The following is a 13,604-nucleotide window of genomic DNA, read 5'->3' as shown; positions in this document are numbered from 1 at the left end:
GTTTACTGAGGGTCGCTGATCCAGCGGCCGCTATTTTGATATTCAGGGCGCACATTATCGCTGCCGGGCAAGTTATTGGCACGATAGGCCGTTTCGCCGCCATGGCGTAACGCCTCGGCGGTATATTGTGGTGCGGCAAGAGCAGGCGCGGCAATTGCCGCTGCACGCGGTGCGGGGTTCAATGTCTGGCCCATTTTGGCGGCATAGGCCCGCTCGATGGCGATGGGATCATCGACCAATTCGCGATTTGCAATGGCGACGCGCTGATGAGGCACGGGCAAGGGTTCGCTCATCGCGTGAACAAAACGGAATGCGCCGGAATCGCCTGCCGGACCATGCATCCGGTAAAAACGGTGCGCGCCGATCTGGCCGACAAAGTTCAGGCTGTCGGCCCAATAGGGGTGGACGGCAAAAGTGTGGTAATGCGTGGCAAGGCCAACCGGGGCATAGACATAGCCGCCAAGGGCCGCCCGTGCGACGGTTTCGGCACGGCTCCAGAAATAGCGGCTGGGTTTGCGCATCAATGCGCCGTCACAGGTAAAGGTGAACTGACACCCGGTGGCGCGCTCGGAACCCTGAAACACCACGCCGCACACCGATTTGGGATAGGCGGGGTGGGCCATGCGGTTCAGCACGACCTGCGCCACGGCGCGCTGTCCGTCATCGGGTTCGCTGGCGGCTTCGTAATAGATCGCCGCCGTCAGGCATGACAGCGCGCGTTCCCGATCCACCGCATTGGCCAGACCCGACAGCGCCCGCGCCGCAGGGCCGGAACCGGGCAGGGGCGCTTCATCCTCGCCCTGCGCCGCATTGTCGCCATCCCAATGCAGTCCCGGCGCAATCGTCGCCAGCGCCGATCGCCAGCCGGTCGTCGGGGCCTGTGGCTCGGCTTCGCGGCTGACATAGTAATAGGCGGCACCCGGCCAACTGTCGCCTGGTTGTTCAAAGGGCATGGGGGCCAGGCTGGCCTGTCCATCGACAGGGTCTGCTTCTTCATGTGTGGTGGTTGCGGCCAAGGCCATCGCGCCGGTGCCTTGTCCGCGATAGGCCTGAACCGCCAGCATAGCCAACATTGCGCAGACCACGGCCAGAACGCGCTGCATCGCGGCGCGGCGCATCGCCGGATTGCGGATGGCGTTGATCTTCATCCCGCCGCCCCGGCGCAGCCGCGCAGCATCATCGGACGTCCGCATATCATAGGCGGGCATGGACTGGCTGGCATTGGGCGCAAGAGCGACACGAAACTTGTTCATCCTGACATCTCGGCCTGTTGCAGGGGCGGGTCAGCATGGCAAAACATACATTGGCCCGGCTTGCATCAGCCGATTTCCTGCCGTCTCATTGCGGCACTGTTGGGCCCACTAATCCTTAACGCCTTAATTTCGAGCCGCCGATCAGGGTTAATTTAAACTTCCCTTCCTCTTCCGCATGCCCACTTTTGTCGGCCCTTGCGTATGGGGCCATGCGGGGCTAGGGCGGCGGCCAACGCCAACGGTGCCTTTCGCAAGATCGGCTGAAAAGGGAATTTGCATGCCTGTCGCGCCCGCGCGGCAAGTGAGGCAAAGCTGCCCCCGCAACTGTTTCCGGGCGAGCGTACTGTCACATGCCACTGGGCCAAATGGCCTGGGAAGGCGGCAGATGCGCGTTGACCCCGGATAGCCAGGAGACCTGCCGTTGGTTGTCGTTCAGCGCCGGGCGGGGAGGACCGGATGCAGCGCGATGCCGTCTGTTTTCCATGCGCAAGGGGTGCGTGGGACGGCCTCTCCCGCCACGAACGGCATCTGCCTTCGTGAGGGGAAGAGCTATGAATATCCGTAATTTCGCCGTGGCATCGTCGTTGGTGGCGCTTGCCTTGTCCACGCCTGCGCTGGCCGCCGATGATGGTGATGCGATCACCGTTCTTGCCACCGGCCAGAGCCAGCCGGTCAATGAAACGGGCCAGTCGGTCAGCGTCGTCGACCTGTCCGAAATTCAATCCATTCAGGGGCCGGACCTGACCCGCATTTTCTCGCGCCTGCCGGGCGTGTCGATTGCCCGTGCGGGCGGCATGGGCGCGACGACCAGCCTGTTCGTGCGCGGCGCCAATTCCGAACAGACGCTGGTGATGATTGACGGCGTCAAGGTTGAAGATACGGCGGCCCCTTCGGGCGGCTATGATTTTGCCAGCCTGACCTCGGGCGGCATCGGTCGCATCGAATTGCTGCGCGGATCAAACAGCGTGGTGTGGGGCAGCAACGCCATCGGCGGCGTTATCGCCATCACCAGTCGCGAATTGAACGGTGTGGAACTCAGCCTCGATGGCGGCACGAACAACACGTTTGACGCGGGCGCCACGCTGGGCATTGCCAAGGACGCCTATGCAATCACCGTCAATGGCGGTTATTTCAGCACTGACGGCATTCCCACCCGCGTCACCGACACGCTTTCCAACGGTTTCCGCCAGACCCGCCTGTCGACCCGCGCCCGCCTGCGTCTGGCGCAGGGGCTGAACCTTGTCGCCACGGCGCGTTATGCCGACGGCAAGGTGGGGATCGATTCCTATGACTGGACGCTGGGTTATGTGAACCGCGGCGAAAAGCAGTCGAGCGAGCAGGTGTCGGGCCGCGTCGGTCTGGAATATGCGGCGGACAAGTATACGGCGCGTCTGGGCATCAGCCAGTCCTCGCTGCGTCGTGGTTATATCGACCCCACGGTTCAGAGCAGCGAATACAGTTCCTATCTGGGCCGCAGCACGCGCATCGATGGCGCGGCGCATGTCGATCTGCCCTATTTCTTTTCCGCCGATCTGGGCGGCGAGGCGATGTGGAACCACGCGCGTTCGTATTATTTCACGCCGGGCGCGGTGAATGATGCCAATATCGCCAGCGGCTATGGCCTACTGGGCTGGCGTGCGTTTGGGCTGAGCCTGTCGGGCGGCCTGCGCGTGGACAGCCATTCGACCTTTGGCACTCACACCAGTTTTGGCGCGAACGGGACGTACAATTTGATCTCGGACGTGCGCCTGCGCGCTTCCTATGGCGAAGGGTTCCGCGCCCCGACCCTGTATCAGTTGTTCGATCCCTATTCGGGCAACACGACGCTCAAGGCCGAAACCAGCAAATCCTATGACATCGGGCTGGAAAAGGGCGACCGCAATGGCAAGCTGTATGGCGCCGTCACGTGGTTCCACCGCAATATCAACAATCAGATCGACTATGATCTTTCGACCTCGACCTATGCCAACCTTGGCCGCACCCGCGCGCAAGGGCTGGAGTTCGAAACGGGCCTGCGCCCGGTCGATGCGTTGCAATTGCGCGCGGCCTATACTTTCGTGAAGAGCACGAACCAGACCGCAGGCAGCACGGCCTATGGCAAGGATCTGGCCCGTCGTCCGCGCCACATGGTCACATGGTCGGCGGATTGGAAAACGCCTCTGGCCGGTCTGGCCGTGGGCGGTGACATTCGCGTCGTATCGTCCAGCTTTGACAATGCCGCCAACAGCAACCGCCTTGCCGGCTATGCCCTGTTCGGCCTGCGCGCCAGCATGCCGGTGGGCGATCATGCGGAAATCTTTGGCCGCATCGAAAACCTGACCAATGAACGCTATGCCGTGGTCAAGGATTACAATTCCTATGGCCGCACCGCATCGGCGGGCATCCGGGCAAAGCTGTAATCATGATGCGGGGGCTGGCCCTTCTTTCGGGTCTGGCACTGGGCGCCTGCGCTCCGGCCGGGACCGGGGGTCAGCCCTCGCGCATTATCAGCCTTAATCCCTGTACCGATGTCCTGCTGGTCGAACTGGCAGACAGGGATCAGATCGGCGCGCTGTCCTCCTATAGCCGCGATCCTTTGCAAAGCTCGATGGATGTGGCGGCGGCGGCGCGCTATCCTTCGACCCGCGGGGCGTTGGAGGAGGTGGTGGCGGCAAGGCCATCCATGATCGTGTCGGGCAATTTCACGCCGCCCGCCACCCGCGCCGCCTATGCAAGGATGGGGCTGCGGCTCGAAGAATTTTCCATGGCCGCCAATGTCGAGGACAGCGAGGCGCAAATCCGCCGCATGGCCGCCCTCTTGGGCCATCCCGAAAGGGGGGAGGCCATGATCGCGCGGATCGAGCAATCTTTGCGCGATGCCTCGGCCCCCGATGGTTTCAAGCCTTTGCCCGCGCTGATCTGGCATGGCGGGGGATTGGTCGTGGGGCGCGAGACATTGGTGTCGGACCTTTTGCGCCGCACCGGATTCACCCCCTTTGCCGCGATACGGGGCATGGGCCAATCGCAATATCTGCCTTTGGAGCAAATGGTGGCGGACCCGCCGCGCGTGCTTTTGATCGTGGGGCATGGCGATGCCGATGGCGGGCGCGAAGGGCGGCGCGTGGTGCGCCATCCTGTTCTGGCGCAATTGCCGGGGATGCAGCGTTTCGATTTCGACGCCAGCCTTGAATATTGCGGCGGCCCGACCATCATCCGCGCCGCGCAACGACTGGCGCAAATCCGCAAGGGGGCGATGAAGTGACGCGGTTGAATGGGACGCTGATCTCGGCCCTGGCCCTTGCCTTCGGGGCCAGCCTGCTGGCCGGGCGGGTGTGGATTGATCCGTTCCATGCCGATTTGCCGGGCGCGGGGCTGATCCTGATGCAATTGCGCCTGCCGCGCAGCCTTTTGGCGGTGCTGGTGGGCAGCGGGCTTGGCGCGGCCGGGGCGGCGATGCAGGCCTATTTGCGCAATCCTTTGGCCGATCCGGGCCTGTTCGGCATTGCGCCCAGTGCGGCGCTTGGTGCGGTGCTCAGCATCTGGTTGGGGTCTTTTGGGCTGATGATGGGGCCTTGGGCCTTGCCGTTGTTTGCCTTGATCGGGGCGGGCGGGGCGATGGGTTTGCTGGGCCTGATCGCGGGACGGAGGCAGGGCGGCGTGGCGCTCTTTACTCTGGCGGGCATGATGATCGCCAGCCTGTCGGGTGCGTTGATGAGCCTTGCCATCAGCCTGTCGCCATCGCCCTTTGCCCTGTCGGAAATTGTGACATGGCTGATGGGGGCGCTGGCGGATCGGTCGTGGAATGATGTTTGGGTGGCGGCGCCTTTGATGGTTGTCGGCATCGCGGCCTTTATGTTGGCGGGCCGTTCGCTTGATGCGCTGACATTGGGCGAGGCGGCGGCGCGATCGCTGGGCGTCGATCCGCGCCGGTTGCAGGCTCTGCTGATCCTTGGCGTAGGCTGCACGGTGGGTGGCAGCGTGGCGGTGGCCGGGATCATCGGTTTTGTGGGCCTTGTCGTGCCGCATTTGTTGCGCCCATTTACCGACCGGCGGCCATCCTCGCTGATCGTGCCGTCGGCGCTGGGCGGGGCTTTGCTGCTTTTGGTGGGCGACAGTGTTTGTCGAATCTTGCCCTTGGCGGGGGGGGAATTGCGGTTAGGGATTGCGCTGTCTTTGCTGGGCGCGCCTTTCTTTATGGCGCTGCTTTGGCGGATGCGGGACGGGGGATGGCTATGATGCTGGGCGCGCAAAATCTCTCTCTGGCCGGGCGGTTGGCGGATGTGTCGCTGGATTTGGCCGCGGGACAGGTGACGGCGATATGCGGCCCCAATGGCGCGGGCAAATCCAGCCTGCTGTCGGCCATGGCCTGCGTTCTGTCGGTTGCCGGGCGTGTGACATTGGATGGGCGCGATTTGCCCGACATGCCGCCGCGTGAACGGGCGCGACTGCTCGGTTATTTGCCGCAAGGGGGTGAGGCGGCGTGGGATGTGACGGTGCAGACGCTGGTGGAACTGGGTCGTTTGCCTTGGCAGGCAGCCCCCATGCACCGGGCGCATGGAACGGTGGATGAAGATCGCGATGCGGTGACGCGGGCTTTGGCGACGATGGATCTGGATCATCTGGCCTCTCGCCCGATGTCGCGCCTGTCGGGGGGCGAAAGGGCGCGGGCCTTGCTGGCGCGGGTTCTGGCCGGAGAGCCGCGCTGGATTTTGGCGGACGAACCTTTGGCCAGTCTCGATCTGGGCCATGCCTTGCGCTTGTTGACGGGTTTGCGCGAACAGGCGGCGCGGGGCGTCGGGGTCTGTCTTGTGCTGCATGATCTGGCCATGGCGATGAACCATGCGGATCGGGTGGTGGTGATGGATAAGGGGCGCATCGTGGCCGATGGTCCGCCGCAAGACGCGTTGCGCGTTGAAATCATTGAACAGGTCTGGGACGTCAAGGCGCGCTGGCTGGGCCAGGCGGGGGCATGGGCGCTCGCGCTGTGATGTGCCAAATGGGAACGGCGGCGCAAAAGGCGGGTTAACCGAGTGGACTTGGCGCGGCGAATGGGTTTGTCTGTGTGCCATGATCAAGGGATTGCCTTTTCTCGCGCTGACGGCTTTGCTGGCCACGCCCGCATCGGCGGATGAATTGCCGCATGCCGATGTTGCGCCCGCGTGGGTGGTGCCCGTCGCCATGCCCTCCTCGGTACAGCCAGCAGGGGCAGCCCCCCTGCATATGGTGATGCAGGATCAACAGGTGTGGTTCCATGGCGGCACGACCAGCTTTTACCAACGCCGCGTCCTGCGCATCGATCAGCCCGAAGGCATTCAGGGCATGGCGCGCCTGTCGGTGCAATGGCGACCGGAAACCGACCGTTTGACCATCCACACCTTTCGCCTGACGCGGGGCAATCGCAGCAATGACCTGCTGCCCTCGGTTCAAGAGGTGCTGGCGCATAAAGGCAGCAATCTGGGGGGATTGCGGGTGGATGGGCAACGCTCGCTCGGCTTGCCGATTGCGGGCATGGCGGTGGGCGATGTGGTCGAGATCGCATGGACCATCGACCGGACGGAGCCCTTGCTGGGCGGCCATCATGAAGTGTCGCTGGACGCGGGCAGTTTTGGGGTGATCGATCGCCTTGCGCTGGCCGCGCGGTGGGATGATGCGCGTCCGATGGGCGTTTTGGCCAGCAATTTGCCCGCAGCCTTGCAGCGCGCACCGGGCAAGGTGGCGATGATCACCGACGCTTTGGCCGAGAGCAAGGCGGCGCGGGTTCTGGAACTGTCCGATTTTGCGCAATGGGCCGATGTGGCGGGGGTGATGACGCCTTTGTTCGATGCGGCGCGGCGCGTGGGGCCGGATTCCCCCCTGCGCGGCCAGATCGCCGATATTCGCGCCGCCACCAGCGACCCCATGGCACAGGCGGCGATGGCCTTGACGATTGCGCGGCGCGATGTGCGCTATCTCTATGTCGGTTTGGGGCAGGGTAATCTGAAGCCCATGCCCGCCGATCAGGTGTGGCTGCGCGGCTTTGCCGATTGCAAGGGCAAGACGGCGCTGTTGCTGGGCCTGCTGGATGGATTGGGCATCAAGGCCGAGGCGGCGCTGGTGTCCACGCAGGAGGGCGAGGCGATGGACCGCCGTTTGCCCAGTGTGACCGGGTTTGATCATGTGATCGTGCGGGCGCAACTGGCCGGTCGGATTTATTGGTTGGACCCGACGGCGGAGATGGCGGCCAAGGATGGCGCGATTGATTTGGCCGCGATGCCGGTGCCGCGATACGGCTGGGCCTTGCCGTTGCGGATCGGCGCGGGGTTGGAGGCGGTGGGCAGCGCGCGCAGCGCCAGAGCCGAGACACGCGTCCGTAAGGGAACTTGATCGGCGCTCCGGCTTTGCCTAGCGGGGATTGTATCTTGCATCCCGCGAACAAATCTGGAACACCGCATCCCTATGAGTCTGACCCATATCACGGTGCGCGGCGCGCGCGAGCATAACCTCAAAGGCATCGACATCTCTCTGCCGAGGGACAGTCTGATCGTCATCACCGGCCTGTCGGGTTCGGGGAAATCGTCCTTGGCCTTCGACACGATCTATGCCGAGGGGCAGCGGCGCTATGTCGAGAGCCTGTCGGCCTATGCGCGCCAATTCCTTGAAATGATGCAAAAGCCCGATGTCGAGCATATTGACGGGCTGTCGCCTGCCATCTCCATCGAGCAGAAGACCACCAGCCGCAATCCACGTTCAACCGTGGCGACGGTGACCGAGATTTACGATTATATGCGCCTGCTCTGGGCGCGGGTGGGGGTGCCTTATTCGCCCGCCACGGGATTGCCGATTGCCGCGCAGACCGTGTCGCAAATGGTGGACCGGGTGATGGCCTTGCCCGAGGGGACGCGCGCCTATCTGCTGGCCCCGGCGGTGCGCGGGCGCAAGGGCGAATATCGCAAGGAAATCGCCGAGTGGCAGAAGGCGGGCTATACCCGTCTGCGCGTCGATGGCGAATTGATGGCGATCGAGGATGTGCCGGCGCTCGACAAGAAGTTGAAGCATGACATTGAGGTCGTCGTCGACCGTATCGCGGTGAAGCCGGGCATTGAATCGCGTTTGGCGGATTCGTTTGAACAGGCGTTGAAACTGGCCGATGGGCTGGCTTTTGTTGACCTGGCCGATGGCGTGGTGCCGGGGCGCGAGGGTGAAGTTGCGCAGGGTTCGAAGAAGAAGGGCGCGCAGTTGAAGGGGGCCGGGGTGCCCGCCAACCGCATCGTGTTTTCCGAAAAATTCGCCTGCCCGGTTTCCGGCTTTACGCTGGAGGCGGTTGAACCGCGCCTGTTTTCGTTCAACGCGCCGCAGGGGGCATGCCCGGCCTGTGACGGTCTGGGCGAAAAATTGCTGTTCGATCCGCAATTGGTCGTGCCGAATGAGGCGCTGAGCATCAAGGAAGGGGCGGTGGTGCCATGGGCCAAATCGAACCCGCCTTCGCCCTATTACATGCAGGTGCTGGCCTCGCTGGGCGGGCATTACGGGTTCAGTCTGGAAACGCCCTGGGCCGATCTCCCGACCGAGGTGAAGATTGTCGTGCTGTATGGCACGGGCAAGACGCAGGTGCCGCTGACCTTTATCGACGGCAAGAAGGCCTATACGGTCACCAAGCCGTTTGAGGGTGTGATCGGCAATCTTAACCGCCGGATGTTGCAGACCGAGAGCGCGTGGATGAAGGAGGAACTGGGCAAGTTCCAGACGTCTCAGCCTTGCGAAGTGTGCGAGGGCAAAAGGTTGAAGCCAGAGGCGCTGTGCGTCAAAGTGGCGCAGAGCGATATTTCCAGCGCGACACGACTTTCGGTGGCCGATGCGCTGGCGTGGTTTTCGACGCTGGATGAAAAGCTGACCGATCAGCAGCGCCAGATTGCCAAGGCGATCCTGAAGGAAATCAACGAAAGGCTTGGTTTCCTGAACAATGTGGGTCTGGATTATTTGAATTTGGACCGGACCAGCGGCACGCTTTCCGGCGGGGAAAGTCAGCGGATCAGGTTGGCAAGCCAGATCGGGTCGGGCCTGTCGGGCGTGCTTTATGTGCTGGATGAACCCTCGATTGGTTTGCACCAGCGCGATAATGACCGCTTGCTCGAGACGCTGAAACGTCTGCGCGATTTGGGTAATACCGTGATAGTGGTTGAGCATGACGAGGATGCGATCCGTACGGCAGATTACATCGTCGATCTGGGGCCGGGCGCGGGCGTTCATGGCGGCAGCATCGTGGCCGAGGGGACGCTGGAGGATATTCTGGCCAATCCCGACAGCATCACGGGCCAGTATCTGACCGGAGAGCGGCGGATCGAGGTGCCTGCGGAGCGACGTGCGGGCAATGGCAAGGCCATTGTCGTTGAAAATGCGCGGGCGAATAACCTGAAGGGCGTGACGGCGCGTTTTCCCTTGGGGACGTTTTGCTGTGTGACTGGGGTTTCTGGGTCTGGTAAATCGACGCTGACGCTGGACACGTTGCAGGCCGGGGCGAGCCGTGTGCTGAACGGGGCGCGGGTGATTGCCGGGGCGCATGACCGGATCGTGGGCCTTGAGCATTGCGACAAGGTGATTGAGATCGATCAGTCACCTATCGGTCGCACGCCGCGGTCCAATCCTGCGACCTATACCGGGGCCTTTGGGCAAATCCGTGACTGGTTTGCGGGCCTGCCTGAGGCGCAGGCGCGGGGGTATAAGGCGGGGCGGTTTTCGTTCAACGTCAAGGGCGGCCGGTGCGAGGCCTGTCAGGGCGATGGGCTGATCAAGATCGAGATGCACTTCTTGCCTGATGTCTATGTGACCTGCGAGGAATGTGGCGGAAAACGCTATAATCGTGAGACTTTGGAGGTGAAATTCAAGGGGCATTCCATCGCCGATGTGCTGGATATGACCATTGAGGATGCCGAGAGTTTCTTTGCTAATGTGCCGCCGATCCGCGACCGGATGCATATGCTCAACGAGGTTGGGCTTGGCTATGTCAAGGTCGGCCAGCAGGCCACGACCCTGTCGGGCGGTGAAGCGCAGCGCGTCAAACTGGCCAAGGAACTGGCGCGCCGCTCTACCGGCAAGACGCTCTATGTGCTGGACGAACCCACCACGGGCCTGCATTTCGAGGACGTGCGCAAACTGCTCGAAGTGCTGCACCGGCTGGTAGACCAAGGCAATTCGGTGGTGGTGATCGAGCATAATCTCGATGTTATCAAGACCGCCGACTGGATCATCGACATGGGGCCGGAGGGCGGCGTGCGCGGCGGCATGGTCGTGGCCGAGGGCACGCCGGAGCAGGTGGCGGCTAATCCGGCCAGCTTTACCGGGGGGTATTTGAAGCCCTTGTTGAAGTAGGGGGAAGGAGGAGTTGGCCTCCGGCGGGCAAAGGGCCTCGGCCCTTTGCGATCCTGAAAATTGGGCTTTGAATTGGAGGGGGCTTTAGAGGGGTAATCTGTTGGTTCAGAAGTGCTGGATTTGTGAAGAAAGAGAGGCTGACAGTCGGGAGCATAAGGCGAAGGCTTCCGACTTGAGGTCTATTTTTGGAAAAAATTCAGCGAAGCCGATTTTCTTATATTAGCGGGATGCATTTGATCAGCATCGTACTAAGAAGATTAAATTACAGGGTTCGAACGACATCAAACTGAAGTGGAGCAAGTCTCTTTGCAGCCGCTGTAATGATACCCTCACTGAGCCTTACGATAGGGCTTGGGAGGTTTTTCTTAAGCGTGCGCAAAGCTTCTCTAATGTTTGGGGGCATGATTTTAGCTTGATGCTATCTCGCGCTTTTGGAGACATGCGGCGAGACGGTTGGGTTAATTTACATCTCTATTTCGCAAAGGCATTCGGCTGTGCGATTTTGAGGCCAATAAGCTAGGTGCCGGGCTGCCGCATTTGAAGATGTTCGCCAATTCTATCAGAGCGCGAAACCCCGTTCTAAATTTTTATCTGACCGTTCAGCATGCAGATCAGGTTCAGGGTGTCGCCATTCAAGCGTTGGATTTTATTGTTTTTGGTCAACAGCTAAGCTGGGCATACCGCGTCGATGATCTAGCGGTATTGATGGCATATTTGCCAGATGGACGTGAAAAGGCCAAGTCGCTTGGATTATCCCACCCGAATGATGCAGAAGGTGGCTTCATCTCGGCAGAAACAATTTAAATTTATGGGATTGCAAAGGGCCCCCGCCCTTTGCCCGCCGGAGGCAACTAACTCCTAAAATCAAAAAAATGCCGGAGACCTCGCGGCCCCCGGCATCCTTTATTCACGAAACCCGCAAACCTTACTTCTGGTTCGCCAGCAGCTTCAAACGCAGAGCGTTCAGCTTGATGAAGCCAGCCGCGTCCTTCTGGTCATAGGCGCCCGCGTCATCCTCGAAGGTCACATGGCGTTCGCTGTATAGCGAGTAGGGCGACTTGCGGCCCACGACATAGGCGCCGCCCTTATAGAGCTTCAGCCGCACCGTGCCGGAAACCTTGGCTTGGCTATGGTCGATGGCGGCCTGGAGCATTTCGCGCTCGGGGCTGAACCAGAAGCCGTTGTAGATCAGCTCGGCATACTTGGGCATGATCTCATCCTTGAGATGCGCCGCGCCGCGATCCAGCGTGATCGATTCAATGCCGCGATGCGCGCGGGCATAGATTTCGCCGCCCGGCGTTTCATACATGCCGCGCGACTTCATGCCGACGAAGCGGTTTTCGACGAGGTCGAGGCGGCCGATGCCATGCTTGCGGCCCAGATCGTTGAGCGCGGCCAGCAGCGTGGCGGGCGACATGGCTTCGCCGTTCAGGGCAACGCCGTCGCCCTTTTCGAATTCGATCTCGATATATTCGGGGGCGTCGGGCGCGTCTTCCGGGTTAACCGTGCGCGAATAGACGTAATCCGGCGTTTCCTGCCACGGATCTTCCAGAACCTTGCCTTCCGACGAGGTGTGAAGGAGGTTGGCGTCGGTCGAGAAGGGGCTTTCGCCGCGCTTGTCCTTGGGGACGGGGATCTGGTGTTCTTCGGCCCACTTGATGAGAGCGGTGCGGCTGGTCAGGTCCCATTCGCGCCACGGGGCGATGACCTTGATGCCCGGTTCCAGAGCATAGGCCGACAGTTCGAAACGAACCTGGTCGTTGCCCTTGCCGGTGGCGCCATGCGAGACGGCGTCAGCGCCGGTTTCGCGGGCGATTTCAATCAGGCGTTTGGAAATCAGCGGACGCGCGATCGACGTGCCCAGCAGATAGTCGCCTTCATAGCGAGCATTGGCACGCATCATCGGGAAGACGAAATCGCGCACGAATTCTTCGCGCAGGTCGTCGATGTAGATATGTTCGGGCTTTACGCCCATCAGCTCGGCCTTGGCGCGGGCCGGGGCCAGTTCTTCGCCCTGACCCAGATCGGCGGTGAAGGTCACCACTTCGCAATTATAGGTGACTTGCAGCCACTTGAGGATGACCGAGGTGTCAAGCCCGCCCGAATAGGCGAGAACGACGCGCTTGATGTCTGACATGGGGCGCTCCGCATGAGAGAGAGGAAATTGCGCCGCGCCTAGCAGGGCCGTGACCATGGGGCAAGGGTTTGGGGGCCATTCACCCCCGCGCGAGATAGAGAACGTCTCTGGGTTGCGATAACAGGTGCTGGCCGGAATCAACAAACAGCGTTTCGCCACTGGCCAGCCAGCCATCGGCGAGGAAAAGCGCGGCATCGGCAATCTCGGCCGGATCGGTCAGGCGTTCCAGCAGGTTCATACGGCCCGATGTCTCATGCTCCTGCGGTTTCTGGTCGAAACTGGGCAGCATGGCGCCCGGCGCGATGGCATAAACCCGGTCATTGGCCGCCGCCGCGCCCATGGCCAACATGCGAACGGTCGAGGACAGGGCGTGCTTCGCCATCGTATAGCTGAAGAAATCAGGGTTGGGATTAGCCAGTTTCATGTCCGTTATGGCGATCACCCGACGCCCGGCCTGCGCACGGGCATGGGCCAGAAAGGCCTGCGCCATGCGTGTGGGGGTCTGGGCGTTGACGGTCATGGCTTCGGCAAAGACATCAGGGGCAATCGCGCGGGCATCATCATAACGGAACACCGCCGCCGAATTGACCAGAATGCGCCAGTCCGTCAGGCGCGAAGCCAAAGAATGCACCATCGCCACCGCCGCATCAGGATCGTTCAGATCGCATCCAACGCATTCCGCACTGGGCAATTTGGCGGCCAGCGCCTCAGCATCCTCGCGGCTTTGGCCGTAATGGATCACCACGTGCCATCCTGCGGCGCCAAAACGATGGGCAATGCGCGCGCCGATACGTTTCGCGCCGCCGGTGATAAGCAAGGTGGGCCGGGTCATGCATCCCATCAAGCACAAAGCGCCGCAGGAGGGAAGGTGGCTTGAGGGGAGGGGAATT

The 13,604-nt window shown here is 61.8% G+C and carries 10 protein-coding genes and 1 riboswitch; of the genes, 7 read left to right on the top strand and 3 right to left on the bottom strand.

From position 1 onward, the window contains the following. Window positions 1-2 precede the first annotated feature (2 nt). Entirely contained in the window at window positions 3-1,253 is a 1,251-nt protein-coding gene (locus tag AC2S2E_RS14475; RefSeq protein WP_486522833.1) for a cell wall hydrolase, read from the bottom strand. Between the two features lie 222 nt (window positions 1,254-1,475). Beyond that, a riboswitch (cobalamin riboswitch) is annotated at window positions 1,476-1,690 on the top strand. 114 nt (window positions 1,691-1,804) lie between these two features. On the opposite strand from AC2S2E_RS14475, the gene AC2S2E_RS14470 reads away from it, so the two are divergent. The 7 genes from AC2S2E_RS14470 (at window position 1,805) to AC2S2E_RS14440 (ending at window position 11,381) form a co-directional block, all read left to right on the top strand. Beyond that, window positions 1,805-3,652, top strand: coding sequence for a TonB-dependent receptor plug domain-containing protein (locus AC2S2E_RS14470; protein ID WP_486522832.1), 1,848 nt, complete (start codon window positions 1,805-1,807; stop codon window positions 3,650-3,652). 2 nt (window positions 3,653-3,654) lie between these two features. Beyond that, window positions 3,655-4,494, top strand: a complete 840-nt coding sequence (locus tag AC2S2E_RS14465) for an ABC transporter substrate-binding protein (RefSeq protein ID WP_486522831.1) — start codon at window positions 3,655-3,657, stop codon at window positions 4,492-4,494. Further along, window positions 4,491-5,468, top strand: coding sequence for a FecCD family ABC transporter permease (locus AC2S2E_RS14460; RefSeq protein ID WP_486522830.1), 978 nt, complete (start codon window positions 4,491-4,493; stop codon window positions 5,466-5,468). The genes AC2S2E_RS14465 and AC2S2E_RS14460 overlap by 4 nt, the downstream gene beginning before the upstream one ends. Beyond that, entirely contained in the window at window positions 5,465-6,220 is a 756-nt protein-coding gene (locus tag AC2S2E_RS14455) for an ABC transporter ATP-binding protein (protein WP_486524616.1), read from the top strand. The genes AC2S2E_RS14460 and AC2S2E_RS14455 overlap by 4 nt, the downstream gene beginning before the upstream one ends. A gap of 79 nt (window positions 6,221-6,299) precedes the next feature. Further along, window positions 6,300-7,595, top strand: coding sequence for a DUF3857 domain-containing protein (locus AC2S2E_RS14450; protein WP_486522829.1), 1,296 nt, complete (start codon window positions 6,300-6,302; stop codon window positions 7,593-7,595). Between the two features lie 72 nt (window positions 7,596-7,667). Continuing rightward, window positions 7,668-10,577: an excinuclease ABC subunit UvrA gene (gene uvrA / locus AC2S2E_RS14445; RefSeq protein WP_486522828.1), complete on the top strand. Its 2,910-nt coding sequence runs from the start codon at window positions 7,668-7,670 to the stop codon at window positions 10,575-10,577. 537 nt (window positions 10,578-11,114) lie between these two features. Further along, window positions 11,115-11,381 (top strand): hypothetical protein, encoded by a 267-nt coding sequence (locus AC2S2E_RS14440; protein ID WP_486522827.1) that lies wholly within the window; start codon window positions 11,115-11,117, stop codon window positions 11,379-11,381. Window positions 11,382-11,502: 121 nt separating this feature from the next. Here the strand turns inward: AC2S2E_RS14440 and AC2S2E_RS14435 are convergent, their stop codons facing one another. Then, on the bottom strand, window positions 11,503-12,714 hold the full coding sequence (locus AC2S2E_RS14435; protein WP_273616542.1) for an argininosuccinate synthase: 1,212 nt from the start codon (window positions 12,712-12,714) through the stop codon (window positions 11,503-11,505). A gap of 79 nt (window positions 12,715-12,793) precedes the next feature. Further along, a complete protein-coding gene (locus tag AC2S2E_RS14430) occupies window positions 12,794-13,546 on the bottom strand; it encodes an SDR family oxidoreductase (protein ID WP_476103215.1) in 753 nt (250 codons plus the stop codon). Window positions 13,547-13,604: the final 58 nt, after the last annotated feature.

This window comes from Novosphingobium sp. 550D (genome assembly GCF_057401885.1).
Note: the sequence above shows the minus strand (reverse complement) of the source record. Positions and strands in the feature narration are given on the sequence as shown.